This is a genomic window from Streptomyces sp. NPDC006655 (genome assembly GCF_040703965.1).
Lineage (GTDB): Bacteria > Actinomycetota > Actinomycetes > Streptomycetales > Streptomycetaceae > Streptomyces.
Window position 1 is genome coordinate 1 of the sequence record NZ_JBEYJU010000011.1, and the last position, 25,388, is coordinate 25,388.

Genomic DNA, 25,388 nt, shown 5'->3' on the forward strand with positions numbered 1-25,388 from the left:
GCCAATCCCCCCCCCCCCGCCCCCCCCCGGGGGCGCGGGCCGGACACCCGGACACCCGGACACCCGGACACCCGGACACCCGGACACCCGGACACCCGGACACCCGGACACCCGGACACCCGGACACCCGGTCACCCGGTCACCCGACGCCGCGAACTCCTCGGACCCCTGGGCCATCCCTTCCTCGATCTCGGCCCGACTACCAGCCTGTTCGCGCCAGATGAAGGCCGTCACCGGCTGCTTGACTCGGCCACCTCGGAGGTACTGGGGCAAGTCGGCTGTCCGTGTCCCATACCGCTGTCAGTCCACCAGCGGGAGGTAGACCCGGTTGCCGGAGGCTGCGAACTCCTTCGACTTCTGGAGCATCCCCTCCGCGATCTCCTCCGGTGACGCACCCACAGCCGCTGCACCACCGAACCGCTCTGTGATGCTCTGACTGATCTTCATCGAACAAAATTTCGGACCGCACATGGAGCAGAAGTGGGCGGTCTTCGCCGGCTCCGCCGGGAGGGTCTCGTCGTGGAACTCGCGGGCCGTGACCGGGTCCAGGGCGAGGTTGAACTGGTCCTCCCACCGGAACTCGAAGCGGGCGTCGGAGAGGGCGTCGTCCCATTCCTGCGCACCCGGGTGTCCCTTGGCGAGGTCGGCCGCGTGAGCCGCGATCTTGTACGTGATGACGCCGGTCTTCACGTCGTCCCGGTTGGGCAGGCCCAGATGCTCCTTGGGTGTGACGTAGCAGAGCATGGCCGTGCCCCACCAGGCGATCATCGCGGCACCGATACCGGAGGTGATGTGGTCGTACGCCGGTGCGACGTCCGTGGTCAGCGGGCCGAGCGTATAGAACGGAGCTTCATCGCAGATCTCCTGCTGAAGGTCGATGTTCTCCTTGATCTTGTGCATCGGGACGTGGCCCGGGCCCTCGATCATGGTCTGTACGTTGAAACGCCTGGCGATCCGGTTGAGTTCCCCGAGCGTGCGGAGTTCCGCGAACTGTGCCTCGTCGTTGGCGTCCGCGATGGAGCCGGGGCGCAGGCCGTCCCCCAGCGAGTACGTGACGTCGTAGGAGGCGAGGATCTCGCAGAGTTCCTCGAAGTTCTCGTACAGAAACGATTCCTTGTGGTGTGCGAGACACCAGGCCGCCATGATCGACCCACCGCGCGAGACGATGCCGGTCTTGCGATTCGCCGTGAGCGGGACGAACGGCAGCCGGACGCCCGCGTGGACGGTCATGTAGTCCACGCCCTGCTCGGCCTGTTCGATGACCGTGTCCTTGTAGATCTCCCAGGTCAGCTCCTCGGCCCGGCCGTCCACCTTCTCCAGGGCCTGGTAGAGCGGCACCGTGCCGATGGGGACGGGGGAGTTGCGCAGCACCCACTCACGGGTGGTGTGGATGTTGCGGCCGGTGGAGAGGTCCATGACCGTGTCGGCGCCCCAGCGGGTCGCCCAGGTCATCTTCTCCACCTCCTCCTCGATGGAGGAGGTGACCGCCGAGTTGCCGATGTTGGCGTTGACCTTCACCAGGAACCGCTTACCGATGATCATCGGCTCGATCTCCGGGTGGTTGACGTTGGCCGGCAGCACAGCCCGCCCCGCCGCGATCTCCGCACGGACGACCTCCGGCGCGACGTTCTCCCGGATGGCCACGTACTCCATCTCGGGCGAGATCTCGCCGCGGCGCGCGTACGCGAGCTGGGTGACCGCCTCTCCGGCCCGGCCCCGGCGCGGCTGGCGCGGACGTCCCGGGAAGACCGCGTCCAGGTTGCGCAGACCGCCGCGCGGTGCGGTGTGCTTGATCCCGTCGTCCTCGGGACGGACCGGCCGGCCCGCGTACTCCTCGGTGTCACCGCGGGCGATGATCCAGTTCTCCCGCAACGGGGGCAGTCCCCGGCGGACGTCGGTCTCGACGAGCGGATCGGTGTACGGGCCCGAGGTGTCGTAGAGGGTGACCGACTGCCCGTTGGTGAGGTGCACTTGACGGACCGGCACTCGCAGGTCGGGGCGCGAGCCCTCGACATACCCCTTGTGCCAGCCCACGGACTTCCCGGCCTCGCGTGGCGTTTCGCCCCTGGAGGGCTGTTCGTCCTGGTTGGAGACAGGCGTGCGTGCGTCCTTGTTGGCCATGAGACCTACTCCCTACGCCGGCATTACCCGGTAACAGGTTCGGCGGTCGACGCAGCGGCTTCCGTCGAGCGGTGTTCCCTGTGGAAGTTCACTTGTTCCACGTGAAACATCGCGAATACGGAGGTCAGCGCCCTCTCAGCCCGGTGCTCCGAGCTCCCGCGTGTGCAAAGGTGCCTCCACGCTAGCGTCAATTCGGGCGCGGTGAACAGGGGGCCCCTGCCGTTCTTGCGATGATCGGGCGGTGACCACGACACAGCAGCCCCCCTATCCGCCTCCCGACCCACGGCGCGGCAACGGCGCGGCAGGGGACGGCGGACCGGGCCGGGGTGGCCACGGTGCCGGTGCCGGACATGCCGAGTACGGACACGGGTCCGGCCAGGAGCACGCTCATGGGCACGCTCCTGATCGGACGGCCGGTGCCGGTCACGACCATGGACACGGCGGAGCCGGTGGCGGGCACGGCCACTCGCACAGCCATGGTCCCGCCGCACCCGTCTCGAAGCATCTGCGCAAGGTCATCGCGGCGATCCTGATTCCCTTCACCGCCGCGGTGGTGGTCGGCCTGGTCGTGCTGTGGCCCGGCGGCGCCCCGCCGCACGAGCGCACCGGTGTCGGTTTCGACCGGCAGACGCAGGCGGCCACGGTCGCCAAGGTCGTCTCGGTCAGCTGCAAGTCGGTCAACGCCTCGGGAGGCGGTTCGGCCGGTGACCTCTCGACCACCGGCGGAGGGACCGGCAAGCAGGAGGACGGTGGCACCTGCAAGAAGGCCACGGTCCGGGTCGACACCGGCAAGGACAGGGGCCGCACCTTCACCGAGATCGTGCAGCCCGACCAGTCACGGCAGTTGCACCAGGGCGAGAAAGTCGTCGTCGCCTACGAGCCCTCGGCACCGAAGGACCTGCAGTACTCGGTCACCGATGTGAACCGGAAGTTCCCGATGGCGCTGCTGGCCGGGATCTTCGCGCTCGCCGTCGTGGTGGTGGGCCGGCTGCGCGGGGTGATGGCGTTGGTCGCGCTGGCCGTCAGCTTCATGGTGCTGACCCTGTTCATCCTGCCGGCGATCCTGCAGGGCTCGAATCCGCTGCTGGTGGCGGTGGTCGGGTCGAGCGCCATCATGCTGATCGCTCTGTACATGTGTCATGGCCTGTCGGCCCGTACCTCCGTGGCGGTGCTCGGCACACTGGTCTCGCTGTGCCTGATCGGCCTGCTCGGCTCCGAGTTCATCGACTGGGCGGCGCTCACCGGCAACACCGACGACAACACCGGGCTGATCCACGGCCTGTACCCGTCGATCGACATGAGCGGTCTGCTGCTGGCCGGCGTCATCATCGGTTCGCTGGGCGTGCTGGACGACGTGACGGTGACCCAGACGTCGGCCGTCTGGGAACTGCACGAGGCCAACCCGACGATGGGCTGGCGCGGGCTGTACCGGGCGGGCATCCGCATCGGCCGCGACCACATCGCCTCCGTCGTCAACACCCTGGTGCTGGCCTATGCGGGCGCGGCGCTGCCGCTGCTGCTCCTCTTCTCCATCGCGCAGAGCAGCGTGACGACGGTCGCCAACAGTGAGCTGGTGGCCGAGGAGGTCGTGCGCACCCTGGTCGGCTCGATCGGCCTGGTGGCCTCGGTACCGGTCACCACGCTGCTGGCGGCCCTGGTGGTGTCGGCCGACCGGCCGGGCACGGAGGCGATCGCGGCCGTGGGGACTCCGGCGCGCGGCGGACGGGGGCGGCGCCGGAAGCACTGACGGCGTGCCCGGAAGCGCCGACGAAGTCACAGGAGCACGCAGAAGCGTTCCTGCGTGTTCTCGTCCGGCTCGGGTGGAGGGACCTTCCCCCATGGCCACGGCGTCTCAGCCGGCGCTCTGCTCCTCGGCCAGGATGCGGTCCAGGGCTTCGTCCAGATGGGCGTCGAAATCGGCGAGCGCGCCTTCCTGGCCGAGCGGCACCAGCTTGTCCGTACGGTCGAGGAAGGCCACCAGTGGGGGCGCCGAGGAACGGAACATCGCCTGGTCGCACCCGACCTGAAGGCGGATCAGCACCTCACCCAGCACCTCCGCATCGGCGGGCGCGATATGCACATCACCCTCGCCACACGGCCGGCCCACCCCGTCGATCAGCAGCTCACGACCGAAGGCCCAGGTCACCGGAGCGTCTCCGGGGAGATGGAAGGTGAGCCGCACGGCATACGGATCACAGGTCTCGTAGCGCAACTCCACGGGGATGCGGAAGGAGAGCTCCTCCGAGACGAGAAAGCTCATCATGACTTCTGCTTGTACGGACTCGCGCATCGCCTACCCCGTCATATGACGCCGACTGGCCGGGTTTACCCCTTTGATAGTGGTCAAATCTTGCTGAAAGTACTCGGGAGATCACAAGGAGTGAGTTTTCAGATACTGATAGCGATGGCCAGGGAACCCAGGTGCCGTCCGACCTCGGCCTGTAGCTGCCGTGCCGCGGGCAGCAGCCGGTCGGCCTGGTGCAGCGGGAGGGAGATGGCCATGGTGGCGGCTGTGGTCCCCGCGGTGATGGGAATGGCGGCGCACACCGTCCCCAGCGTGTACTCCTGGCGCTCGACCACCGGGTCCATCCGGCGGGTGCGCTCGAGCCTGCGCAACAGGGCGTGGCTGTCACGCACCGTGTACGGGGTGAGCGTCTGCACGGGGTACCGGTCGAGATGGTCGCGGCGGGCGGCCTCGTCCAACTGGGAGAGCAGACACTGGCCGATGGCGTGCGCATGCGCGGTCTCGCGGAAGTCCGCCCATTCCTCGACCGCCGGGGCAGCCGGGGAGTCGGAGACGCACACGACCTCGATCTCACCGTCCCGGTACATCGCATAGTAGACCGGCACGCCGATCGCGTCCCGCCAGTGGGCGAGGGTGTCGACGACCGCGCTGCGACGTTTCTGCTGCGCTCCGCTGCTGCTCAGCCGCTCGGCGGCCTCGCCGAGGAAGAACAGGCCCTTGTCACGGCGGAGATATCCCTCGTGCACGAGGGTGCGCAGCAGGTGGTAGGCGGTGGGCAGGGCGAGGCCGGTCTCACGGGCCAGTTGTTTGGCAGGGGCGCCGTGTTCGTGCTCGGCGACACATTCCAGCAGACGCATGGCGCGCTGCACGGAGCCGATGAGAGTGGCCGAATGCGGCTGTGCGGGGTCGGCCTGGGTGGCCGGCCGCTGTACGGGGGGTGTGGTGGAACTGCGTCGGGCGGGGGGTGGGCGGTGTTCCGTGGGTACTGAGGCGGCGTCAAGCGTGGCCAAGAGTCGCTCCCGGAGCGCGAGGGGGTCAGCGAATCTAACCGTCTGTCGTCGCTTCCGGTCGGCCCGTTGGAGGAAACTTCCCTCGCCCGAGGGAACCGGTGATTCGTGTTACCGGCCACCGATTCCCCCGGTCCTCACCAGTCGCTCTTCGACGAGGAGTTCGACATGAACTTCCGCACGATGTAGATCAGTCCGCCGACCAGCGCCACGAAGATCAGCAGCTTGAAGAGCAGATAGGCCAGGAAGCCGACGATCGCGCCGATCAGGCCGCCGAACACCACCAGTGCGATGACCGGCACCGCGATCCACTTCACCCACCACGGCAGACCCGTGAAGATCTCTCGCATTGCCCTGTCCTCAGCTTTCTCGTGCGCTCGGCACGTAGGTCTCGTGCGTCCCGCACGATGCGATGTCCTGCACTCGATGCTAGAGCCGCGAAGGGGCCGTCCGGGGGCCTCGGATCCCTTGTCCTCCCCTGACCCGTCCCCTAGGGAACCCCGAGGACCGGGGTCAGGCCTCAGGCGGAGAGAAGACGACCAGGACCCTCAGGTCCTCGCTGATGTGGTGGAATTTGTGAGCCACCCCGGCCGGCACGTACACCACGCTGCCCCGCGCGACCTGCGTGGTCTCCAGGCCGACGGTGATCGAGGCACGGCCGCTGACGACGAAGTAGACCTCGTCCTGGCTGTGGGGCTGCTGAGGGTCCCGCTCGCCCGCGTCCAGGGCGTAGAGGCCGACCGACATGTTCCGCTCGCGCAGGAACTGCAGGTAGGCACCGTCGTTGGCGGCGCGTTCCGCCTCCAGTTCGTCCAGCCGGAATGCCTTCATCGCCGTCGTCGCCCTCGCCTCACTACTTGTGTTCGATCTCGTCTGTCACGATCAGACACATGAAGAATTTCGTAGTCAAGACGATCGCCAACGCAGGCGCCCTGGCGGTCGCCGTGTGGCTGCTCGACAAGATCACTCTGACCGGTGACAGCACCGCCAAGAAGGTCTGGACGCTGATCCTCGTCGCCCTGGTCTTCGGTCTGGTGAACTTCCTGGTCAAGCCGATCGTGAAGATCCTGACCTTCCCGCTGTTCATCCTCACGCTCGGTCTGATCACCCTGGTGGTCAACGCGCTGATGCTGCTGCTCACGTCGTGGGTGTGCGACAAACTCGACCTGAGCTTCCACGTGGCGGGGTTCTGGACGGCCGTGCTGGGCGGTCTGATCATCTCGATCGTGTCCTGGGCCCTGAACATGATCCTTCCCGATTCGGACTGAGCGCCCCATGGCCTACCGCGTCTGCTTCGTCTGCACGGGCAACATCTGCCGCTCCCCGATGGCCGAATCCGTCTTCCGTGCCCGCTTGGCCGAGGCCGGACTCGACGACCGGGTCGAGGCCGACAGCGCCGGAACCGGCGGCTGGCACGAGGGCGACGGCGCCGACCCGCGCACCGTGCGCGTCCTGGCGGAACACGGCTACGACAGCGACCACACCGCCCGCCAGTTCCAGGTGGCCTGGTTCGCCCGCCTCGACCTGGTGATCGCGCTCGACGCCGGTCACCTCAAGGCCCTGCGCCGCCTGGCCCCCACCGAGGAGGACGCCCGCAAGGTGCGGCTGCTGCGCTCCTACGACCCCGCCGCCGGTGACGACCTCGACGTACCGGATCCGTACTACGGCGGTCTCGACGGCTTCGAGGAGTGCCTTGAGATGGTGGAGGGGGCGAGCGAGGGGCTGCTCGCCGCCGTACGCGACGCAGTGGAGGGAACGGCCGTATGAGCGAGGCAACCATGGGCGAGGGCACACGCGCGGTGCGTGCGGGGCTCCCCGAACCGGTCAAGAACGAGCCGACCCTGCCCGGGCCGGTCTTCGCCGCGTACTTCCACCTGCCGGGCGACGTCAGCGGACCGTACGCGTACGGACGGGACGAGAACCCGACCTGGACGCATCTGGAGCGGGCCGTCGGCGAGTTGGAGGCGCCCGGTGAGGACGTCGAGACCCTGGTGTTCGCGTCCGGCGTGGCGGCCGTCTCGGCGGTGCTGTTCTCCCAGCTGCGCGCCGGGGACGCGGTGGTACTGCCCTCCGACGGCTACCAGGTGCTGCCCCTCGTCCGAACCCAGCTGGAGGCCTACGGCATCGAGGTACGCACCGCGCCGACCGCCGGTGACGCCCAGCTCGACGTCCTGGACGGCGCGAAGCTGCTGCTGATCGAGTCGCCGTGCAACCCGGGCCTCGACGTGTGCGACATCCGACGGCTCGCCGAGGAGGCACACGCGCGTGGCGCCCTGGTCGCCGTCGACAACACCCTCGCCACCCCGCTCGGCCAGCGGCCGCTGGCGCTGGGTGCCGACTTCTCCCTGGCCAGCGCCACCAAGCAGCTCACCGGGCACGGAGACGTTCTGCTGGGGTACGTGGTCGGGCGGGACGCCGAGGCCATGGCCGCCGTCCGCCGCTGGCGCAAGATCATCGGTGCGATCGCCGGGCCGATGGAAGCCTGGCTGGCGCACCGCTCACTCGCCACCCTCGAGTTGCGGGTCGACCGGCAGAACGCGACCGCGCTGCTGCTCGCGGAGGCACTGCGCGGGCGTCCCGAGGTGACCGGGCTGCGCCACCCGGGGCTGGCCGACGACCCCGCCCACAAGATCGCCTCACAGCAGATGCGCCGCTACGGCTCGGTGATCTCGTTCACGCTGCCCACGCGCGCGCGTGCGGAACGCTTTCTCGAGTCCCTGCGGCTGGTCGACGACGCGACGAGCTTCGGAGGGGTGCGTTCCACGGCCGAGCGGCGCCGGCGCTGGGGCGGGGACGACGTACCGGAAGGCTTCATCCGGCTGTCGGTCGGGGCCGAGGACCCCGAGGATCTGGTGGCCGATGTGCTCCGCGCACTCGACGAGTCGGCAAGGTGACCGGATGACGGCGCCCGCACCGGTCCGGCTACGCATGACGGACGGTCCGAGCCTCCCCCCTCGTGACTCGGACCGTCCCGGTTCTCGCGCGCCAAGAACCACGTGACCAAGGCTAGTTGACTCTGCGTCAGTGTCCAATCACTGTAACGGCAGAGACCTATCGACTTATTTATAGTTGTGGACCTGCCCAGGGGCCGGAAAAGGGGCGGGGCGAACGGGAGGGCGTGCGATGGATCTGGCCTTGCTGCGCACCTTCGTGACCGTGCACCGGGCCGGATCCTTCACCCGCGCCGCCGCTCTGCTCGGCCTCTCACAGCCGGCCGTGACCTCCCAGATCCGGACCTTGGAACGGCAGCTGGGCCGTCCGCTCTTCCTGCGCCAGGCCCGCGGGGTGACCCCCACGACGATCGGCGACGAACTCGCCCACAAGGCCGCCCCGCACCTCGACGCCCTCGTGGAGATCGCGGAACGCGGCCTCGACGACGAATTCTCTGTACGCACCCTGCATCTCGCCGGCCCGCCGGAGTTCACGGCCGAGCGCGCCCTCCCCGCCCTCACGGAGCTCGCCGGTGACGACGGCCAGGGCTTCGCGCTGCGAGCCTCCTTCGGAAACGCCGAGGAGACCTTGGAGGGGCTGTCCGCCGGGCACCACGACCTGGTCATCAGCACTCTTCGGCCGCGCGGCGCCCTGCTCACCGCCACCGCGCTCTGCGACGAGGAGCATGTGCTGGTCGCCGCTCCGCGCTGGGCCGCCGAGATCGGCGCCGGGACGGTGGGGGACAAGGGTGCGCCCGTCCTGGAGTACCTGCCCGTCGTGGAGGTCCATGAGTCGCTGCCCTTCGTCTCCCGCTACTGGGGCTCCGTGTTCGACGCCCGGCCGGCCGCCTCGGGCACGGTCGTCGTACCGGACCTGCGCGCGGTCCTCGCCTGTACGGTCGCGGGTGCCGGGCTCGCCGTGCTGCCCCGGTACCTGTGCGCGGCCGCTCTGGAACGCGGTGAGGTCATGGCCCTGCACGATCCCGCGGTACCTCCGCTGCGGACGTACTTCCTGGTGGTCCGCACCGGCACGCTCGCCATGCCCCACGTGGCACGGGCGCACGAATGGCTCCGGCACGCGGCCGCGGACTGGGCCTGATCGCGTTTCCGCGGCGTTCGCGGGGAACGGCTGCTCGATGGGTCCCCACGATGTTTCACGTGGAACAAGCTGGGCCACATTTCTCCCATGACCGTCCGACCCGTGGTCAAGCGCACCGCGCGTGCCGTTCTTCTGGACGGCGATGACCTGATCCTGATCAAGCGCACCAAGCCCGGGGTCGATCCCTACTGGGTGACCCCCGGTGGCGGCGTCGAGCCGGAGGACAGCACCGTCGTCGACGCCCTGCACCGCGAGGTGGACGAGGAACTCGGCGCCAAGATCACTGACGTGGTGCCCTGCTTCGTGGACACCGTGGAGCACATAGGCGACAGCGGCAGCGCGACCGGCGTGAAGGTCCAGCACTTCTTCGTCTGCCGCCTGGAGTCCATGGACCCCGAGCGCCGGCACGGCCCCGAAGTCGACGAACCCGCGGGTGAGTACGAGATCGTCCGCGTCCCCTTCACCCGGGTCGGGATCGCCTCCGTCCACCTCGTACCGCTGTCCCTGCGGCACTACCTGGACGGCAACATCGAGGGTGTCCGTGCCATGCACGCCCCCGACCTCGGGTGACGCCTCAACAGCCGACGACCACCAGATCCTCGACCGAGTCGTGCCGTATGCGGTGCGCGGGGACCCCGGCGTCCCGCAGCGCATGGACACCGTTGCGGATCATGCCGGGCGGGCCCGAGACGTAGGCGTCGTAGTCGGTCCACGGGCCGCGCCCGCGGAGGGCGTCGGGGAGCTGGATCCGCGCCCGCTGGTCGACGACCGCGCGCACCGTGAGCCAGGGATGGCTCTGCCGGAGTCGGAGCAGGGTGTCGAGGTCGTACAGGTCGTGATCGGTGCGGGCGCCGTAATACACCTCGACGGGACGGCGTGCGCCGCGGTCGGCGATGTCCTCGACCAGCGCCTTGATCGGTGCGATGCCGGTGCCGCCACCCAGGCAGAGCAGGCCGTTGTCCCTGGTGTGGTCGACGGTCATCGAGCCGCCGGGCGGCCCGAGGCGGACCACGTCGCCGGGGCGGGCGCGGTGTACCAGGGCGTTGGAGACCCAGCCGGCCGGGACGGCCTTCACGTGGAAGGTGAGCAGACCGTCCGAGCGGGGCGCGGAGGCGAAGGAGTAGTGCCGCCAGACCCGAGGCCACCAGGGTGTCTCCATGGCGGCGTACTGACCGGCGAGATACGGGTAGGGCTGCTCCGGGCGGACCGTGAGCACCGCGACGTCCGCGGTCCTGGGCTCGTGCGTGACGACCTCCGCGTGCCACCAGGCGGGTGCCCGCAGCTCGTCCGTGGCCGCCGCGTCGATCATCACCTGGGACATCGTCGTGTACGTCCGCACCCAGGCCGCTTCCGTCTCGGGGCTCCAGCTGCCCGAGGCGTACCTGCTCAGCGCGCCGATGAGGCACTCGCCGACAGCCGGGTAGTACTCGGCGCGGGTGCCGAACTTGCGGTGCCCGCGGCCCAGGTTCTGCAGGTACCCGACAAGGACGGGCGTGTTGTCGATGTGCTCGGCCGCCGTGAGCAGGGCCTTCAGCAGCCGCTCCCGCTGGGTGTCCATGGCGGCCGGGAAGAGTGAACGCAGTTCGGGGTGGCGGACGAAGAGCAGCGCGTAGAAGTACGAGGTGACCTTGTCGGCGATCGGACGGATCTCCGCCATGGTGTCGCGCACGCGGACCGCGTCCGGGGAGGCCTCCTGCCGCGGTGGTGCGCCGCGCTGCGGCGGGACACGGTGCCCGAGCGTCTCCCCCGAACCGCCCGGCGCCACGACCGACGGCTCTGCGGAGGGCTCGCCCTCAGGACTGCTGAGGGGTGGTGTGAACCAGCCGCCTCCGACGGCCCCGTCGTCGTCCGTCGACGTGGTGGTCGGAGCGTCCATGGTGTGCCTCGCCTCGAACATCTCGCGGTCGGTCTCGGCACTTCACTCGGAAAGTGCCTGCGTCCCCCGTTGACGGCCGGCTCCCCCCGGTCGGGCCCTCGGCCGACAAGGCCCCCACCGCAAGGCCGTGCCTCGGACGTGAACCGGACTCGACACTACCCGCCGTCACTCCGAGCACGACTACCCCATGCCTCTCCTGCGACACCGCGCGCAGCGATCCGTCCTGCGCTGTTTCACGTGAAACAACCCTTGGCTTCAGGAGCTGCACTCGTGACGACGACATGGCCAAAAGCGCGTGTGTCTCCTTTGAAACAGGTGGACGCCGAGGGTGCGGGTCGGCAAGCCTGACCTGCGTGCCAACTCCTTCCCTCGCCGCTCTGCCCATTCGCCGACTGACGCCACGCGATCTCACCGCCTGCGCCGACCTGTCCGTTGACCGGGGGTGGGCGCGCGAGGAACACAAGTGGCGCTTCCTCCTCACGGCCGGACAGGGCTACGGCATCGACGACCCCGGCGGAGGCCTGGTCGCCGCCTGCGTCCTCACGGAGTACGGCCCGGCAGAGCGCCCGGATCTCGGCGCGATCGGCATGGTTCTGGTCGCCGAACGGCATTCCCGTCAGGGTGTCGGGCGTCGGCTGATGCGGCACATCCTCTCGATGGCAGGGACGACCCCGCTGACTCTGTACGCCACCGAGTACGGCCGTCCGCTCTACGAGGAGCTGGGGTTCAAGGCCACGGGACGCTCGGAGATGGTGGTCGGCCCCTTCACCCCGGGCGGCCCCGAACCCCGGGTGGCGACACGTCCGGCCACAGCCGAGGACCTCAGTTCCCTTCTCCGGCTGGACCAGGAGGTGTTCGGCAGCGACCGCACCCCACTGATCACCCGCCTGCCCGCCTTCTCGGATCAGCTCCGCGTGGCCGTGGACGACGGCCGGATCGTGGGCTACGCGGCCGCTTGGCCCAACCTGGACACCCATGTCGTCGGGCCATTGATCGCCCGTGACACTGCGACGGCGAAGGCCCTCATCGGCTCGCTCGCCGCGCACACCGACCGTCCGCTGCGCACCGACATCGACGTGCGGCACGAGGAACTGCTGGCCTGGGTGAAGGCGCACGGACTGACCTCCGTCGCCATGAACTCCGTCATGACGTACGGCATCGCGGAGCTGCCGGGTGACTGGACACGGCGGTTCGCGCCGCTGACGGTGGCGGCGGGCTGAGGCGCCGTCAGGACAGTGCCGCCACGGCGGTGACGGCGAAGCCGTGGTCCTGGTCGGGGGTGCCGCCGCCGACGCCGACCGCCCCGACAGGCCGGCCGTCACGCTGGACGGGGACGCCCCCCGCGATGAAGAGCAGCGGCCGGTCCAGCGCTGTCGGCAGGGTGTGGAAGAGACCACCGGGCTGGACGGCGTCGACGAGGTCGGCGGTGGGGGTGTTCAGCTGCAGCGCCGTGTATGCCTTGCGGGTGCTGGTCTCGCCGGAGATCAGCACGGCGCGGTCGTCCCGCCGGAAGGCCAGCAGGTGGCCTCCGGCGTCCAGAACGGTGACGCTGACAGTCGCTCCGGCGGCCTCGGCGGCTCGGCGGGCCTCGGCGATCAGCAGTTCGGCGTCCTGGATGGTGAGTGGGGCGACGCTGGTGGTGTTCATGGGTCTTTTTCTCCTGCGGGGGTGCTGGGGTTCAGGGAGCGGGGTGGCGTGCGGTGCCGTAGTACGGCTCAGGGTGTCAGTGGTGGACGGGCTCGCGCCGCCGGCCGGGACTGCCGTCAGCGGTCACGGCGGCCGGAGCGTTGCCGCGGCGCTCCAGCACGGCCGACAGGAAGGCGAGAACCAGGGCGGCCGCGGCCAGGACGGCGCCGACCCAGTTGGTAGACGTGTAGCCGTAGCCTGCGGCGATCACCATGCCGCCGAGCCAGGCGGACAGGGCATTGCCCAGGTTGAAGGCACCGATGTTCACGGCCGAGGCCAGGGTGGGGGCGCCGTGTGCCTGGTCGAGGACGCGCTTCTGGAGCGGCGGCACGGTGGCGAAGCCCAGGGCACCGATCAGGGCCACGGTCACAGCGGCCGCGATCTTGTTGTGCGCGGTGAGCGTGAAGAGGGCGAGAACGGCGGCCAGGGCGCTCAGGGACACGTACAGCATGGGCATCAGGGCTCGGTCGGCGAACTTGCCGCCGACGAGGTTGCCGCCCACCATGCCGAGTCCGAAGAGGACCAGCAGCCAGGTGACGGAGCCGTCGGCGAAGCCGGTGACCCGGGTCATCATCGGCGCGATGTAGGTGATGGCCGCGAAGACCCCGCCGAAGCCGAGAACGGTCATCGCCATGGCGAGCAGGACCTGGGCGTTCTTGAACGCGGCCAGCTCGTGCCGCAGGTGCACGCCGGCCGGCCTGGGCAGCTCGGGCACCAGCTTGGCGATACCGGCCAGGCCCACGACGCCGAGCGCGGCGACGATACCGAAGGTGACGCGCCAGCCGACGTGCTGCCCGACGAGGGTGCCGAGGGGTACCCCGACCACGTTGGCCACGGTGAGCCCGGTGAACATCATCGCGATGGCCCCTGCCTTCTTGCTCGGCGCGACCAGTTCGGCCGCCACCACCGAGCCGATGCCGAAGAACGCACCGTGGGCAAGGGAGGCGACCACACGGCCGATCAGCATGACGGCGAAGACGGGGGCCATCGCGGACACCAGGTTGCCGACGATGAACAGGCCCATCAGCAGCATCAGCATCCGCTTGCGCGGGAGCCTGGTGCCGAGGGCGGTCATCAGCGGGGCACCGATCACCACACCGAGCGCGTAGCCGGTCACCAGAAGGCCGGCGGTGGGGATGGAGACTCCGAAGTCGCCCGCGACCTCGGGCAACAAGCCCATGATCACGAACTCGGTCGTGCCGATTCCGAAGGCCCCGATCGCGAGGGCCAGAAGCGCGAGAGGCATGGGGATGAACCTTCCCAGACGATTGCAGAGGCGCTTAGCTTGCGTCCACAATAGTTGCAGACGCGGGCTATATGCAAACGCGGGATATTTCGAACCTGCTCTATCCTGGTTTCAGTCGCTCCGGGACGGAGGAAAACGCCCTATGACTGCCACGGATCCCGCGCTCACCGCCCTTGCCCAGGGCTGGTGCGCCCTCTCCCTGCTGCACGGCAGGATCGAGGCGCACATCGAGCGCGCCCTTCAGTCGAAGCACGACCTGAGCGTGCGCGAATACTCCCTGCTCGACGTCCTCAGCCGACAGCACGACGGCGAAGGAGGACATCTGCAGATGAAGCAGGTCGCCGACGCGGTCGTGCTCAGTCAGAGCGCGACCACCCGGTTGGTGACCCGCCTGGAGGACCGTGGCCTCCTGGAGCGCTATCTCTGCCCGACGGACCGGCGGGGCATCTACACCAACGTCACCGAGGCAGGGCTGCATCTGCTCGAACGGGCCCGCCCCACCAATGACTCGGCGTTGCGCGAGGCCCTCGACGAAGCGGCCGGGAATCCGGAACTGGCTCCCCTGGTCCGGGCCGTGGAGTCGCTGCACGTGCCCGCGTAGGCTCCGGCCATGGATGATCTTGACATACGTGCCGCGGTGGCCGACGACGTTCCGGCCGTCGTCGGCATGCTCGCCGACGACCCGCTCGGCGCCGAACGGGAGTCGCCTGACGACCTCGCGCCCTACCTGCGCGCACTGGAACGCCTCAGCGCGGACCCCAACCAGCAGCTGGTCGTCGCCGTGCGCGCGGGGCGTGTCGTGGGCACGCTCCAGCTCACCATCATCCCCGGCCTGTCCCGGCGCGGCGCCACCCGGTCGATCATCGAGGGCGTACGGGTCCATGCCGACGAGCGTGGCAGCGGGCTGGGTACCCGGTTCATCGAGTGGGCGATCGACGAATCCCGCCGCCAGGGCTGCCGGTTGGTGCAGCTGACATCGGACAGCTCGCGCACCGACGCCCATCGCTTCTACGAGCGGCTGGGCTTCACCGCCTCACACGTGGGCTTCAAGCTGGAGATCTGAACACCGAAGCGCGGGCGGTGTTTCACGTGAAACACCGCCCTGCTCCGCCGCGGTCACCCGATCCCCTGCCACCCCTCGGGGGCCACTCCGCCGGGCACAGGAGACGTCTCGTCGTACGGCTGACGCGTGAACACGAACGAGCCGAGGTCCAGGTGGCTCATCACTCCGTCGGGGCGCCGTACGGGCCGTAGGAGCTCTCCGGCGTAGTAGCCCTCCAGACCCGTCCACGTACCGTCGCCGTTGGGACGGAAGCGGGCGCGGCGGCCGGCGCCCGACAGCGGTCCCAGCGAGACCAGCCCGTCGGCCGTCACCCGGAACACGAAGGGGTGTGTCCCCCAGTACCACTGCCCCGCCAACTCGAGTACTGCTGGATCGACCCGGGTCAGTGGCCGCCACGGCTCCGGGATGCGGGGCTCGGCCTCCGCGACGATACGGACGAGGTCGGCGCCGACGGTGTACGTCAGCGGGCCTGAAGTGCAGTTCGCCAGCACCACGGCCGCCACGTCCTCGTCCACGCTGATGGTGAGGCCGGCCAGGAACCCGGGCAGCGAGCCGGAGTGCCCCACGAGAAGCCTGCCGTCACGGCGCTGGATCTGCAGCCCCAGACCATAGGTGGCACCGTCCAGCACATCGGCGGGCTCTGCCGGAGCCGCCGGGACGCGCATCTCGCGTACCGACGCGGCGCTCAGCACCCGGTCGTCACCGGCCGTCAGGAAGACGGCGAAGCGGGCCAGGTCGCCGGTGGTCGACCAGAGTTGCCCCGCGGGCGCCATCCGGCCGAGGTCCTCCAGCGGCTCGGGAAGCATGACGTCGGCCCAGGGATGCACCGCCCACCCACCCGCGTGCGGTGCCTGCGGCTGGGCGCTCGTACGGTCGAGGCCCAGGGGTTCGAGCACCTCTTGCCGGAGCACCTGCTCCCAGGGGGCGCCACGGAGCTCCTCGACCAGCGCCCCGAGCAGGGTGTAGCCGGGGTTTGAGTAGTGGTGCCGGTGTCCGGCGGGGTGCAGAAAGGGCTGCTCGCCGAGGACGTCGCTCAGCTCCGGCCGCAGCGATCCCGGGGTACGCTCCCACCAGGGGGCCGGGGACTCGGCTGCCAACCCGGCGGTGTGCGCGAGGAGTTGGAAGATCGTCGCGTCCCCCGCGCCGGTGCCCGGCAGGTACTTCTCCAGTGGGTCGCCGAGGTCGAGCAGCCCCTCGTCACGCAACCGGAGCACCAGCACGGCCGTGAACGTCTTGGTGATGGAGCCGATCCGGTACTGCACGTTCTCGTCCGGCCCATGCCCGTCCACGGAGGTACGCGCCCCGTGCCAGACGGTCCGGCCACCCCGCACGACCGCGGCGACCAGCGACGGCGCCCGGCCTTCCGCCTGAGCCACGGCGATCCTGTGCAGCAGCGCCCGCCGAGTGGCGGGGAGCAACTCATCCTGGAATGTCGTCATGCGCCCAGTCCACCCGGTGTCCGGACCGGCGTCGAGTGCATTTCCCCGGTCCGGACACGCCCGGACGCTCAATCGAGACAGAACTCGTTGCCCTCGACGTCACGCATCCCTATGCACGATTCGTTGTACCCGTCGGCCACGAGCAGTCGTTCGCGTACCGCGCCGAGCGCGACAAGCCGCGCGCATTCGGCCTCGAGCACGGCGAGGCGCTCCTCACCCACGAGCCCGGTACCGACCCGTACATCCAGATGAACCCGGTTCTTGACGACCTTCCCTTCGGGGACACGCTGGAAGTACAGTCGCGGGCCGACACCCGAGGGATCCACGCAGGCGAACGACGCGCCCTGGCGCTCCGGCGGCAGCGAGCGGTCGAAGTCTTCCCACGTGGCGAACCCCTGCGGCGGAGGCGGTACGACGTATCCCAGCGCCTCGCACCAGAAGCGCGCCACACGCTCGGGTTCTGCGCAGTCGAAGGTGACTTGGAACTGCTTGACCGATGCCATCTGCCCACCATGGTCGTCACGGACACGGAACCAGGAAACAGGCACCGATCAGGTCTGTGCCATGTCGACGAAGCGTGAGTAGTGGCCCTGGAAGGCCACCGTGATCGTCGCGGTCGGACCGTTACGGTGCTTGCCCACGATGATGTCCGCCTCACCGGCGCGCGGCGACTCCTTTTCGTAGGCGTCCTCGCGGTGGAGCAGGATGACCATGTCGGCGTCCTGCTCGATGGAGCCAGACTCACGCAGGTCGGACACCATCGGCTTCTTGTCGGTGCGCTGCTCGGGACCACGGTTCAGCTGCGAGAGCGCGATCACCGGGACCTCCAGCTCCTTCGCCAGCAGCTTGAGGTTCCGGGACATGTCCGAGACCTCCTGCTGACGGCTCTCGGAACGCTTGCCGCCGGACTGCATCAGCTGGAGATAGTCGATGATCACGAGCTTGATGTCGTTGCGCTGTTTGAGCCGTCGGCACTTGGCGCGGATCTCCATCATCGACAGGTTCGGGGAGTCGTCGATGTAGAGCGGGGCCGCCGAGACGTCCGGCATCCGGCGGGCCAGCCGGGTCCAGTCCTCGTCGGTCATGGTGCCGGAGCGCATGTGGTGCAGGGCGACCCGGGCCTCGGCGGACAGCAGTCGCATCGCGATCTCGTTACGGCCCATTTCGAGGGAGAAGATGACACTGGGCAGGTTGTTCTTGATCGACGCGGCCCGTGCGAAGTCCAGGGCGAGTGTGGACTTGCCCATCGCGGGACGGGCGGCGATGACGATCATCTGTCCCGGGTGCAGGCCGTTGGTGAGGGAGTCGAGGTCCGTGAAGCCGGTGGGCACACCGGTCATCTCGCCGGTGCGGGAGCCGATCGCCTCGATCTCGTCGAGGGCGCCCTCCATGATGTCGCCGAGCGGCAGGTAGTCCTCGCTGGTCCGCTGCTCGGTGACGGCGTAGATCTCGGCCTGCGCGCTGTTGACGATCTCGTCGATGTCGCCGTCTGCCGCGTATCCCATCTGTGTGATGCGGGTACCGGCCTCGACCAGGCGGCGCAGCACGGCCCGCTCGTGGACGATCTCCGCGTAGTACTCGGCGTTCGCCGCCGTCGGCACCGTCTGGACGAGGGTGTGCAGATAGGACGCGCCGCCGACCTTGTTGATCTCCCCGCGCTTGGTGAGTTCCGCGGCGATGGTGATGGGGTCGGCAGGCTCACCCTTGGCATAGACGTCGAGGATCGCCTGGTAGATCGTCTCGTGCGCCGGCTTGTAGAAGTCGTGGCCCTTGAGGATCTCGACGACGTCGGCGATGGCGTCCTTCGAGAGCAGCATGCCGCCGAGCACGGACTGTTCGGCGTCCAGATCCTGCGGGGGGACGCGCTCGAAGGTGGGCCCCGAGGAGCCGTCCCATTCTCCGCTGTCCCGGCCCCGGTCGTGGCGGTCGTCCCGGCCCCGGCCGCCCTCGCCCCGTCGGCGGGAGGCAGGCAGACGATCACTGGGACCGGCGTCGGCCCACGGGTCGTCCAAGGGCTCGGAAATACTCACCGAGCCACCTCCTCCCCGTCCGCCCGGCGGACCTCGCCGTGCCTCTTTTCTACGGCACGGCACTGACAACTAGGTCGCCCCATTCCGGTTCTGCGCGTCGGTTTCACGAGGCTTCCGAGGCCGTGACGAGGAGCGGGTGCCGGACCACGTTAGGCCCGCGGGCACCGTCAGCCAATCTGGTTATCCACAGGGCATGTGGACGACGGCCCGTATGCTGTGGAGAACTCCCTGAAACCTGTGCACGACACGGTGGACAGCCCTGTGAACAAGCCCTCGATCTCTCTTCGCACATCGCTCTGAGCTGCAGCTTTCCCGTCCACCGGCTGTGCAGAAGAAAAACTTCCCCGGTCGGACCAAGATCGCCTCGAACGGCGCGCGAAAGCATGGTCCGCCCACACACACGTAAGGGTCACTACTACTTTGCATCTCTTACCTGTGGACGATTACATTAGTACCCATGTCACAGGCCCCCGTGATCCCCCAGGCCACCCGCCGACGGCACGACAGAGAGATCGTCGCGCTGGCCGTCCCGGCCTTCGGCGCGCTCGTCGCAGAGCCGCTCTTCGTCCTGGCCGACAGCGCGATCGTCGGCCATCTCGGCACCGCACAGCTCGCCGGCCTCGGGGTCGCCTCGGCTCTTCTGACCACCGCCGTGAGCATCTTCGTCTTCCTCGCCTACGCCACGACGGCCGCGGTCGCCCGCCGGGTCGGCTCCGGTGATCTCCAAGCGGCCATCCGCCAAGGCATGGACGGGATCTGGCTGGCACTGCTGCTCGGCGCCGCGGTCATTGCTCTGGTCCTGCCTCTCACCCAAGGAATCGTGGACGCCTTCGGCGCCTCGGCCACCGCGGCTCCCTACGCGGCCACCTATCTGCGGATCTCCTCGCTGGGCATCCCGGCCATGCTGGTCGTGCTCGCCGCCACCGGTGTCCTGCGCGGCCTCCAGGACACCCGTACCCCGCTGTACGTCGCCGTCGCGGGCTTCGTCGCCAACGCCGGGCTCAACGCCGGCCTCGTCTACGGCGCCGGACTGGGCATCGCCGGTTCCGCCTGGGGCACCGTCATCGCCCAGTGCGCGATGGCGGCGGTCTATCTGGCCGTCGTCGTACGTGGCGCCCGCAGGCACGGAGCGTCTCTGCGCCCCGACGCCGCCGGAATCCGGGCGTCGGCACAGGCCGGCCTGCCGCTGCTCGTCCGGACACTCTCCCTGCGGGCCATCCTCATGATCGCGACTGCCGTGGCGGCCCGCATGGGTGACGCGGACGTCGCCGCCCACCAGATCGTCCTTTCGCTGTGGAGCCTGCTGGCCTTCGCCCTGGACGCGATCGCCATCGCCGGGCAGGCGATCATCGGCCGCTGTCTCGGTGCGGACGACGCGACCGGGGCCCGCGAGGCCTGCCGGCGCATGGTGCAGTGGGGCATCGCCACCGGTGTGGGCCTGGGTCTGCTCGTGGTGGCCGCCCGGCCGCTGTTCCTGCCGCTGTTCACGAGCGACCCTGCCGTGAAGGAGACCGCCCTCGCCGCCCTGCTCATCGTGGCGCTCTCTCAGCCGATCTCCGGCGTGGTGTTCGTCCTGGACGGCGTTCTGATGGGGGCCGGAGATGGCCCGTACCTCGCTGGGGCCATGGTGGTCACTCTCGCGGTCTTCACACCGGTGGCACTGCTGGTCCCCGCCCTCGGCGGTGGGCTCACCGCCCTCTGGGCGGCCATGACGTTGATGATGGCCGTGCGACTGCTGACTCTCTGGCTGCGGGCTCGCTCGGGTCGCTGGGTCGTGACGGGCGCTACCCGCTGACCGGCACATCCTCATCGGGGGTTCCACGTGAAACGTCGCAAGCTGTCATGTTTCACGTGAAACGAAAGGGGCCGCACCCATGACGGGTGCGGCCCCTTTCAGCTACGGCTCAGGCAGAGCGCAGCATCAGGCCGCGACGACCTCGATGTTGACCTTGGCGGCAACCTCGGGGTGCAGACGCACGGACGTCTCGTGGGCGCCCAGGGTCTTGATCGCCGAGACGACCTCGATGCGACGCTTGTCGACCTCGGGGCCACCCGCAGCCTTGATCGCCGAAGCGATGTCGGCCTGAGTGACGGACCCGAAGAGGCGACCGGCGTCGCCGGCACGGACGGCCAGGCGGACCTTGACGCCCTCGAGCTGGGCCTTCACCTGGTTGGCCTGCTCGATGGTCTGGATCTCGTGGATCTTGCGAGCACGGCGGATCTGCTCGACGTCCTTCTCGCCACCCTTGGTCCAGCGGATCGCGAACTTCCGCGGGATCAGGTAGTTGCGGGCGTAGCCGTCCTTGACGTCGACGACTTCACCAGCGGCGCCGAGGCCGGAGACCTCGTGGGTCAGGATGATCTTCATTGGTCGGTCACCCTTCCCTTAGCGCGCGGTGGAGGTGTAGGGCAGCAGCGCCATCTCACGGCTGTTCTTGACGGCCGTGGCGACGTCACGCTGGTGCTGCGTGCAGTTGCCGGTCACGCGGCGGGCACGGATCTTGCCGCGGTCGGAAATGAACTTCCGCAGCATGTTCGTGTCCTTGTAGTCCACGTACTGGACCTTGTCCTTGCAGAAAGCGCAGACCTTCTTCTTAGGCTTGCGCACAGGCGGCTTCGCCATGGTGTTTCTCCTGTGTGATCAAGAAGTTTGGGTGTGCCCCGCCCCTCGGCCCGGGGGCCTAGAAGGGGGGCTCGTCCGAGTAGCCGCCGCCACCGCCGCCACCGCCGCTGCCGCCGGAGCCACCGCCCCAGCCGCCGCCCTGGTTGCCACCGCCGGCGGGAGCGCCGGAGGCCCAGGGGTCGTCGTTGGGAGCGCCGCCCTGCTGACCGCCGCCGGAGCCACCGCCCCAGCCGCCGCCACCCTGGCCGCCACCACCGCCGTAACCGCCCTGGCCACCGCGACCGCCACCACCGGCGGTCTTGGTGACCTTGGCCGTGGCGTTCCGCAGGCTGGCGCCGACTTCCTCGACGTCCAGCTCGTAGACCGTGCGCTTGACACCCTCACGGTCCTCGTAGGACCGCTGCTTCAGCCGGCCCTGCACGATGACGCGCATGCCTCGCTGGAGCGACTCGGCGACGTTCTCCGCCGCCTGCCGCCAGACCGAGCAGGTGAGGAAGAGGCTTTCGCCGTCCTTCCACTCGTTCGTCTGGCGGTCGAAGGTGCGGGGAGTGGACGCGACGCGGAACTTCGCGACCGCCGCACCGGACGGGGTGAAGCGCAGCTCGGGGTCGTCGACAAGATTGCCGACGACCGTGATGACGGTCTCGCCTGCCATGGGGGAACCTCTCGGCGGGTTTGCTGCTGGCTGCTTGCTGCTACTCGAATCCCGAGTTCAGCTGAGCGGGAAGCTCAGTGGGTCTCGGGGCGGAGGACCTTGGTCCGGAGGACCGACTCGTTCAGGTTCATCTGGCGGTCGAGCTCCTTCACGACCGCAGGCTCGGCCTGCAGGTCGATGACCGAGTAGATGCCCTCAGGCTTCTTCTTGATCTCGTACGAGAGACGACGACGGCCCCAGGTGTCGACCTTCTCCACCTTGCCGTTGCCCTCACGGACGACGGAGAGGAAGTTCTCGATCAGGGGGGCGACGGCGCGCTCCTCCAGATCGGGGTCGAGGATGACCATCACCTCGTAGTGACGCATGTGGAACCCACCTCCTTTGGACTCAGCGGCCACGGTCGTTCCGTGGCAGGAGGGTTGTGATGCGTACGCAACGGTATCGGCGGCCACTGACAATCGGGGGCTTCCCGCGGGATCCCCTGTCACGGCATGGGCAGACACCGGTGCAGACGGTACAGAGTACCCGCACACCCGCTTCCGGTTGAAATCCGGCCGCCAGGGCACGCAATCTGTACACATCGGGTGTGTATGGCGCTACGATGCGCCGCCTTCCGCAGGAGGTGCCCTATGGCACAGGCATTGCGACCCAACACCGCCGGATCCCTGTTCGCCACGGACGGCAAGACCCATCCGCTCCAGGACTCACTGATGGCAGTGACCCTGGCGCTGGGGCTGATCGCCTTCATCACGTGCTTCTTCCACAGCCTCCACCTGCTCAGCTCCTGGGCCGGGCTGATCGGCATCATCACCGGCCTGTACGGGCAGTGGGTCTCGATCACCACACGCGAGCGCTTCGGTCTGATCCTGGGTCTGGGTGCCTCGGGCATCGGTTTCTTCATCGGGATGGCGAACGGCGGGCTGTTCGGCTAGCCCTCGGGCACCGTCCGCACCCCAGCGCAACGTCCCGGCCCGACCAGGGCCGGGACGTTGGTGCCGTACGCCCAGTCGGGCCGCGGGCGAGGCGCAGTAGGCTTCGGCGCGAGAGCCGGAGCCCCTGTACCCATGGGGACACACCAGCCCGAGGAGCGCCCCGACATGAGCCTGACCCTGAGGACCATCAGCCGCGAACAGCATCTGGCGTACATCCAGAGTCTGCCGGCGGCTAGCCACATGCAGGTCCCGGCCTGGGCCGATGTCAAGGCGGAGTGGCGTTCGGAGAACCTTGGCTGGTTCGACGAGCGCACCGGCGAGATGGTCGGCGCGGGCCTGGTGCTGTACCGCCAGCTGCCCAAGATCAAGCGTTATCTGGCCTACCTGCCCGAGGGCCCGGTCATCAACTGGTTCGCGCCCAATCTCGAGGAGTGGATCCAGCCGATGCTGGCCCACCTCAAGCACCAGGGCGCGTTCTCCGTGAAGATGGGCCCGCCGGTGATCATCCGGCGCTGGGAGGCCAACTCCATCAAGGCCGGCATCCAGAACCCGGACGTGAAGCGGCTGCGCGACATCGAGGCCGACTTCATCGAGCCGCGTGCCTTCGAGGTGGCCGACAAACTGCGCCGGATGGGCTGGCAGCAGGGCGAGGACGGCGGCGCCGGCTTCGGCGACGTCCAGCCGCGCTACGTCTACCAGGTGCCGCTGGCGAACCGCTCCCTGGAAGAGGTCCACAAGAACTTCAACCAGTTGTGGCGACGCAACATCAAGAAGGCCGAGAAGGCCGGTGTCGAGGTCGTCCAGGGCGGTTACCAGGACCTGGCGGAGTGGCAGCGGCTGTACGAGATCACTGCCGTGCGCGACCACTTCCGGCCGCGGCCGCTGTCGTACTTCCAGCGCATGTGGACGGCCCTGAACACCGAGGACCCCAACCGGATGCGGCTGTACTTCGCCCGGCACAACGGGGTGAACCTGTCCGCGGCGACCATGCTGATCGTCGGCGGACACGTCTGGTACTCCTACGGCGCCTCGGACAACATCGGGCGCGAGGTCCGGCCGTCCAACGCCATGCAGTGGCGGATGCTGCGCGACGCCTACGCGCTCGGCGCCACCGTCTACGACCTGCGGGGCATCTCGGACTCGCTGGACGAGACGGACCACCTCTTCGGACTGATCCAGTTCAAGGTGGGCACCGGCGGCCAGGCCGCCGAGTACCTCGGCGAATGGGACTTCCCCCTGAACAAGCTGCTCCACAAGGCGCTCGACATCTACATGTCGCGCCGCTGACGTCACGCTCCGTGCTTCTATAGCCCTGACACACCGCAGTCCTCTGGCACACCCCAGCCATCCAGAAAGGTTCCAGGTCCGGCCATGGCGCTCACGCTCTACGTCGACACCGCGCGCTGGCGGGCGCACCACAAGCACGTGCAGGAGCAGTTCCCGGGCCTGGTCCCGGTCTGCAAGGGCAACGGCTACGGCTTCGGGCACGAACGGCTGGCGGAGGAGGCCACGCGTCTGGGCTCGGACGTCCTCGCCGTCGGCACGACGTACGAGGCCGCGCGCATCAAGGACTGGTTCGGCGGGGACCTGCTGGTGCTGACGCCGTACCGGCGCGGCGAGGAGCCGGTGCCGCTGCCCGACCGGGTCATCCGCTCGGTGTCCTCGATCGACGGCGTGTACGGCCTCGTGGGCGCGCGGGTGGTCATCGAGGTGATGTCGACCATGAAGCGGCACGGCATCAGCGAGCAGGACCTGCCGCAGCTGCACTCCGCCATCGAGAACGTCCGGCTGGAGGGCTTCGCCATCCATCTGCCGCTGGATCGAACCGACGGCTCGGACGCCGTCGAGGAGGTCATCGGCTGGATGGACCGGCTGCGCGCGGCCCGGCTGCCGTTGCACACGATGTTCGTCAGCCACCTCAAGGCCGACGAACTCGCCCGGCTGCAACAGCAGTTCCCGCAGACCCGGTTCCGGGCGCGGATCGGCACCCGGCTGTGGCTGGGGGACCACGACGCCACCGAGTACCGCGGGGCGGTGCTGGACGTCACCCGCGTCGCCAAGGGCGACCGGTTCGGCTACCGGCAGCAGAAGTCGGCCTCGGACGGCTTCCTGGTGGTCGTGGCGGGCGGTACGTCGCACGGGGTGGGCCTGGAGGCACCGAAGGCCCTGCACGGCGTCATGCCGCGCGCCAAGGGCGTCGCACGGGCCGGCCTCGCCACGGTGAACCGGAACCTCTCCCCGTTCGTCTGGGGCGGTAAGCAGCGCTGGTTCGCGGAGCCGCCGCACATGCAGGTGTCGATCCTCTTCGTGCCCTCGGACGCCCCGGAGCCGAAGGTCGGCGAGGAGCTGGTGGCTCATCTGCGGCACACCACCACCCAGTTCGACCGTCTCGTCGACCGCTGACGGTTCTCGGGACAGTACGGCGCCGAGGGACCT

The 25,388-nt window shown here is 69.0% G+C and carries 28 protein-coding genes and 1 riboswitch; of the genes, 13 read left to right on the plus strand and 15 right to left on the minus strand.

Features of this window, described 5'->3' with window-relative positions; all coding sequences use genetic code 11:
* Positions 1–300: 300 nt before the first annotated feature.
* Positions 301–2,121 (minus strand): phosphomethylpyrimidine synthase ThiC, encoded by a 1,821-nt coding sequence (gene thiC, locus AB0958_RS08855; RefSeq protein ID WP_366889660.1) that lies wholly within the window; start codon positions 2,119–2,121, stop codon positions 301–303.
* Positions 2,114–2,291: riboswitch (TPP riboswitch) on the minus strand. It overlaps the preceding gene by 8 nt.
* A 71-nt stretch (positions 2,292–2,362) precedes the next feature.
* Between thiC and AB0958_RS08860 the strand changes: the two genes are divergently transcribed.
* Positions 2,363–3,868 (plus strand): YibE/F family protein, encoded by a 1,506-nt coding sequence (locus tag AB0958_RS08860; protein ID WP_366889661.1) that lies wholly within the window; start codon positions 2,363–2,365, stop codon positions 3,866–3,868.
* 105 nt (positions 3,869–3,973) lie between these two features.
* Here the strand turns inward: AB0958_RS08860 and AB0958_RS08865 are convergent, their stop codons facing one another.
* The 4 genes from AB0958_RS08865 to AB0958_RS08880 all read right to left on the minus strand — a co-directional run bounded on the left by AB0958_RS08865 (position 3,974) and on the right by AB0958_RS08880 (position 6,204).
* Positions 3,974–4,411, minus strand: a complete 438-nt coding sequence (locus tag AB0958_RS08865) for an SsgA family sporulation/cell division regulator (protein ID WP_366889662.1) — start codon at positions 4,409–4,411, stop codon at positions 3,974–3,976.
* A gap of 98 nt (positions 4,412–4,509) precedes the next feature.
* Positions 4,510–5,235 (minus strand): IclR family transcriptional regulator C-terminal domain-containing protein, encoded by a 726-nt coding sequence (locus AB0958_RS08870; protein WP_366889663.1) that lies wholly within the window; start codon positions 5,233–5,235, stop codon positions 4,510–4,512.
* A 275-nt stretch (positions 5,236–5,510) separates the two neighbouring features.
* Positions 5,511–5,723: a DUF5326 family protein gene (locus AB0958_RS08875; RefSeq protein ID WP_132888304.1), complete on the minus strand. Its 213-nt coding sequence runs from the start codon at positions 5,721–5,723 to the stop codon at positions 5,511–5,513.
* A 163-nt stretch (positions 5,724–5,886) separates the two neighbouring features.
* The gene (locus tag AB0958_RS08880; protein ID WP_366889664.1) at positions 5,887–6,204 is read right to left on the minus strand and encodes a cupin domain-containing protein; all 318 of its coding nucleotides are present in this window, start codon (positions 6,202–6,204) and stop codon (positions 5,887–5,889) included.
* Positions 6,205–6,263: 59 nt separating this feature from the next.
* Here AB0958_RS08880 and AB0958_RS08885 point away from each other — a divergent pair, with 59 nt between their 5' ends.
* From AB0958_RS08885 to AB0958_RS08905, 5 genes are all read left to right on the plus strand, one after another.
* A complete protein-coding gene (locus AB0958_RS08885) occupies positions 6,264–6,641 on the plus strand; it encodes a phage holin family protein (protein ID WP_366889665.1) in 378 nt (125 codons plus the stop codon).
* 7 nt (positions 6,642–6,648) lie between these two features.
* Positions 6,649–7,140: a low molecular weight protein-tyrosine-phosphatase gene (locus AB0958_RS08890; RefSeq protein WP_366889666.1), complete on the plus strand. Its 492-nt coding sequence runs from the start codon at positions 6,649–6,651 to the stop codon at positions 7,138–7,140.
* A complete protein-coding gene (locus AB0958_RS08895) occupies positions 7,137–8,267 on the plus strand; it encodes a cystathionine gamma-lyase (protein ID WP_366889667.1) in 1,131 nt (376 codons plus the stop codon). Before AB0958_RS08890 ends, AB0958_RS08895 begins: the two co-directional genes overlap by 4 nt.
* A 229-nt stretch (positions 8,268–8,496) precedes the next feature.
* Positions 8,497–9,402 (plus strand): LysR family transcriptional regulator, encoded by a 906-nt coding sequence (locus AB0958_RS08900; RefSeq protein ID WP_366889668.1) that lies wholly within the window; start codon positions 8,497–8,499, stop codon positions 9,400–9,402.
* An 87-nt stretch (positions 9,403–9,489) separates the two neighbouring features.
* Positions 9,490–9,972, plus strand: a complete 483-nt coding sequence (locus AB0958_RS08905) for an NUDIX hydrolase (RefSeq protein ID WP_360513747.1) — start codon at positions 9,490–9,492, stop codon at positions 9,970–9,972.
* A 4-nt stretch (positions 9,973–9,976) separates the two neighbouring features.
* On the opposite strand, the gene AB0958_RS08910 is transcribed toward AB0958_RS08905, so the two are convergent.
* Complete coding sequence (locus tag AB0958_RS08910; RefSeq protein WP_366889669.1) at positions 9,977–11,299, minus strand: globin domain-containing protein; 1,323 nt, start codon at positions 11,297–11,299, stop codon at positions 9,977–9,979.
* Positions 11,300–11,631: 332 nt separating this feature from the next.
* Here AB0958_RS08910 and AB0958_RS08915 point away from each other — a divergent pair, with 332 nt between their 5' ends.
* Positions 11,632–12,498, plus strand: a complete 867-nt coding sequence (locus tag AB0958_RS08915; protein WP_366889670.1) for a GNAT family N-acetyltransferase — start codon at positions 11,632–11,634, stop codon at positions 12,496–12,498.
* A gap of 7 nt (positions 12,499–12,505) precedes the next feature.
* On the opposite strand, the gene AB0958_RS08920 is transcribed toward AB0958_RS08915, so the two are convergent.
* Together AB0958_RS08920 and AB0958_RS08925 are read right to left on the minus strand one after the other, a co-directional pair.
* Positions 12,506–12,925: a heme-binding protein gene (locus tag AB0958_RS08920; RefSeq protein WP_366889671.1), complete on the minus strand. Its 420-nt coding sequence runs from the start codon at positions 12,923–12,925 to the stop codon at positions 12,506–12,508.
* A gap of 76 nt (positions 12,926–13,001) precedes the next feature.
* Positions 13,002–14,210 carry an MFS transporter gene (locus tag AB0958_RS08925; protein ID WP_366889672.1) on the minus strand — a complete coding sequence of 403 codons (1,209 nt, stop codon included), beginning with the start codon at positions 14,208–14,210 and terminating at the stop codon, positions 13,002–13,004.
* 142 nt (positions 14,211–14,352) lie between these two features.
* On the opposite strand from AB0958_RS08925, the gene AB0958_RS08930 reads away from it, so the two are divergent.
* Together AB0958_RS08930 and AB0958_RS08935 are read left to right on the plus strand one after the other, a co-directional pair.
* Positions 14,353–14,811, plus strand: a complete 459-nt coding sequence (locus AB0958_RS08930) for a MarR family transcriptional regulator (RefSeq protein ID WP_366889673.1) — start codon at positions 14,353–14,355, stop codon at positions 14,809–14,811.
* 9 nt (positions 14,812–14,820) lie between these two features.
* On the plus strand, positions 14,821–15,273 hold the full coding sequence (locus tag AB0958_RS08935; protein ID WP_366889675.1) for a GNAT family N-acetyltransferase: 453 nt from the start codon (positions 14,821–14,823) through the stop codon (positions 15,271–15,273).
* Positions 15,274–15,326: 53 nt separating this feature from the next.
* Here the strand turns inward: AB0958_RS08935 and AB0958_RS08940 are convergent, their stop codons facing one another.
* The 3 genes from AB0958_RS08940 to dnaB all read right to left on the minus strand — a co-directional run bounded on the left by AB0958_RS08940 (position 15,327) and on the right by dnaB (position 18,742).
* The gene (locus tag AB0958_RS08940) at positions 15,327–16,712 is read right to left on the minus strand and encodes a serine hydrolase domain-containing protein (RefSeq protein ID WP_366889676.1); all 1,386 of its coding nucleotides are present in this window, start codon (positions 16,710–16,712) and stop codon (positions 15,327–15,329) included.
* Positions 16,713–16,780: 68 nt separating this feature from the next.
* Positions 16,781–17,215: a VOC family protein gene (locus tag AB0958_RS08945; protein ID WP_366889677.1), complete on the minus strand. Its 435-nt coding sequence runs from the start codon at positions 17,213–17,215 to the stop codon at positions 16,781–16,783.
* 48 nt (positions 17,216–17,263) lie between these two features.
* Positions 17,264–18,742 (minus strand): replicative DNA helicase, encoded by a 1,479-nt coding sequence (gene dnaB / locus AB0958_RS08950; protein ID WP_366889678.1) that lies wholly within the window; start codon positions 18,740–18,742, stop codon positions 17,264–17,266.
* 457 nt (positions 18,743–19,199) lie between these two features.
* Here dnaB and AB0958_RS08955 point away from each other — a divergent pair, with 457 nt between their 5' ends.
* Complete coding sequence (locus tag AB0958_RS08955; protein ID WP_366889679.1) at positions 19,200–20,537, plus strand: MATE family efflux transporter; 1,338 nt, start codon at positions 19,200–19,202, stop codon at positions 20,535–20,537.
* Positions 20,538–20,663: 126 nt separating this feature from the next.
* Here the strand turns inward: AB0958_RS08955 and rplI are convergent, their stop codons facing one another.
* The 4 genes from rplI to rpsF all read right to left on the minus strand — a co-directional run bounded on the left by rplI (position 20,664) and on the right by rpsF (position 22,385).
* Entirely contained in the window at positions 20,664–21,110 is a 447-nt protein-coding gene (rplI, locus tag AB0958_RS08960) for a 50S ribosomal protein L9 (RefSeq protein WP_132888321.1), read from the minus strand.
* A gap of 18 nt (positions 21,111–21,128) precedes the next feature.
* The gene (gene rpsR / locus AB0958_RS08965) at positions 21,129–21,365 is read right to left on the minus strand and encodes a 30S ribosomal protein S18 (RefSeq protein ID WP_006381652.1); all 237 of its coding nucleotides are present in this window, start codon (positions 21,363–21,365) and stop codon (positions 21,129–21,131) included.
* 58 nt (positions 21,366–21,423) lie between these two features.
* Positions 21,424–22,020: a single-stranded DNA-binding protein gene (locus AB0958_RS08970; RefSeq protein WP_366889680.1), complete on the minus strand. Its 597-nt coding sequence runs from the start codon at positions 22,018–22,020 to the stop codon at positions 21,424–21,426.
* A 74-nt stretch (positions 22,021–22,094) separates the two neighbouring features.
* The gene (gene rpsF / locus AB0958_RS08975) at positions 22,095–22,385 is read right to left on the minus strand and encodes a 30S ribosomal protein S6 (protein ID WP_005482942.1); all 291 of its coding nucleotides are present in this window, start codon (positions 22,383–22,385) and stop codon (positions 22,095–22,097) included.
* Positions 22,386–22,649: 264 nt separating this feature from the next.
* Between rpsF and AB0958_RS08980 the strand changes: the two genes are divergently transcribed.
* The 3 genes from AB0958_RS08980 to AB0958_RS08990 all read left to right on the plus strand — a co-directional run bounded on the left by AB0958_RS08980 (position 22,650) and on the right by AB0958_RS08990 (position 25,355).
* Positions 22,650–22,952 (plus strand): hypothetical protein, encoded by a 303-nt coding sequence (locus AB0958_RS08980; protein ID WP_366889681.1) that lies wholly within the window; start codon positions 22,650–22,652, stop codon positions 22,950–22,952.
* Between the two features lie 165 nt (positions 22,953–23,117).
* Positions 23,118–24,239, plus strand: a complete 1,122-nt coding sequence (femX, locus tag AB0958_RS08985) for a peptidoglycan bridge formation glycyltransferase FemX (protein WP_366889682.1) — start codon at positions 23,118–23,120, stop codon at positions 24,237–24,239.
* Positions 24,240–24,323: 84 nt separating this feature from the next.
* The gene (locus AB0958_RS08990; protein ID WP_365339250.1) at positions 24,324–25,355 is read left to right on the plus strand and encodes an alanine racemase; all 1,032 of its coding nucleotides are present in this window, start codon (positions 24,324–24,326) and stop codon (positions 25,353–25,355) included.
* Positions 25,356–25,388 lie beyond the last annotated feature (33 nt).

Bases quoted from the DNA above. Each gene is read 5' to 3' on its own strand.
- thiC (WP_366889660.1), bottom strand. From the start codon at position 2,121: ATGGCCAACAAGGACGCACGCACGCCTGTCTCCAACCAGGACGAACAG.
- AB0958_RS08865 (WP_366889662.1), bottom strand. From the start codon at position 4,411: ATGCGCGAGTCCGTACAAGCAGAAGTCATGATGAGCTTTCTCGTCTCG.
- AB0958_RS08875 (WP_132888304.1), bottom strand. From the start codon at position 5,723: ATGCGAGAGATCTTCACGGGTCTGCCGTGGTGGGTGAAGTGGATCGCG.
- AB0958_RS08880 (WP_366889664.1), bottom strand. From the start codon at position 6,204: ATGAAGGCATTCCGGCTGGACGAACTGGAGGCGGAACGCGCCGCCAAC.
- AB0958_RS08885 (WP_366889665.1), top strand. From the start codon at position 6,264: ATGAAGAATTTCGTAGTCAAGACGATCGCCAACGCAGGCGCCCTGGCG.
- AB0958_RS08890 (WP_366889666.1), top strand. From the start codon at position 6,649: ATGGCCTACCGCGTCTGCTTCGTCTGCACGGGCAACATCTGCCGCTCC.
- AB0958_RS08895 (WP_366889667.1), top strand. From the start codon at position 7,137: ATGAGCGAGGCAACCATGGGCGAGGGCACACGCGCGGTGCGTGCGGGG.
- AB0958_RS08900 (WP_366889668.1), top strand. From the start codon at position 8,497: ATGGATCTGGCCTTGCTGCGCACCTTCGTGACCGTGCACCGGGCCGGA.
- AB0958_RS08905 (WP_360513747.1), top strand. From the start codon at position 9,490: ATGACCGTCCGACCCGTGGTCAAGCGCACCGCGCGTGCCGTTCTTCTG.
- AB0958_RS08910 (WP_366889669.1), bottom strand. From the start codon at position 11,299: ATGTTCGAGGCGAGGCACACCATGGACGCTCCGACCACCACGTCGACG.
- AB0958_RS08920 (WP_366889671.1), bottom strand. From the start codon at position 12,925: ATGAACACCACCAGCGTCGCCCCACTCACCATCCAGGACGCCGAACTG.
- AB0958_RS08925 (WP_366889672.1), bottom strand. From the start codon at position 14,210: ATGCCTCTCGCGCTTCTGGCCCTCGCGATCGGGGCCTTCGGAATCGGC.
- AB0958_RS08930 (WP_366889673.1), top strand. From the start codon at position 14,353: ATGACTGCCACGGATCCCGCGCTCACCGCCCTTGCCCAGGGCTGGTGC.
- AB0958_RS08935 (WP_366889675.1), top strand. From the start codon at position 14,821: ATGGATGATCTTGACATACGTGCCGCGGTGGCCGACGACGTTCCGGCC.
- AB0958_RS08940 (WP_366889676.1), bottom strand. From the start codon at position 16,712: ATGACGACATTCCAGGATGAGTTGCTCCCCGCCACTCGGCGGGCGCTG.
- AB0958_RS08945 (WP_366889677.1), bottom strand. From the start codon at position 17,215: ATGGCATCGGTCAAGCAGTTCCAAGTCACCTTCGACTGCGCAGAACCC.
- AB0958_RS08955 (WP_366889679.1), top strand. From the start codon at position 19,200: ATGTCACAGGCCCCCGTGATCCCCCAGGCCACCCGCCGACGGCACGAC.
- rplI (WP_132888321.1), bottom strand. From the start codon at position 21,110: ATGAAGATCATCCTGACCCACGAGGTCTCCGGCCTCGGCGCCGCTGGT.
- rpsR (WP_006381652.1), bottom strand. From the start codon at position 21,365: ATGGCGAAGCCGCCTGTGCGCAAGCCTAAGAAGAAGGTCTGCGCTTTC.
- AB0958_RS08970 (WP_366889680.1), bottom strand. From the start codon at position 22,020: ATGGCAGGCGAGACCGTCATCACGGTCGTCGGCAATCTTGTCGACGAC.
- rpsF (WP_005482942.1), bottom strand. From the start codon at position 22,385: ATGCGTCACTACGAGGTGATGGTCATCCTCGACCCCGATCTGGAGGAG.
- AB0958_RS08980 (WP_366889681.1), top strand. From the start codon at position 22,650: ATGGCACAGGCATTGCGACCCAACACCGCCGGATCCCTGTTCGCCACG.
- femX (WP_366889682.1), top strand. From the start codon at position 23,118: ATGAGCCTGACCCTGAGGACCATCAGCCGCGAACAGCATCTGGCGTAC.
- AB0958_RS08990 (WP_365339250.1), top strand. From the start codon at position 24,324: ATGGCGCTCACGCTCTACGTCGACACCGCGCGCTGGCGGGCGCACCAC.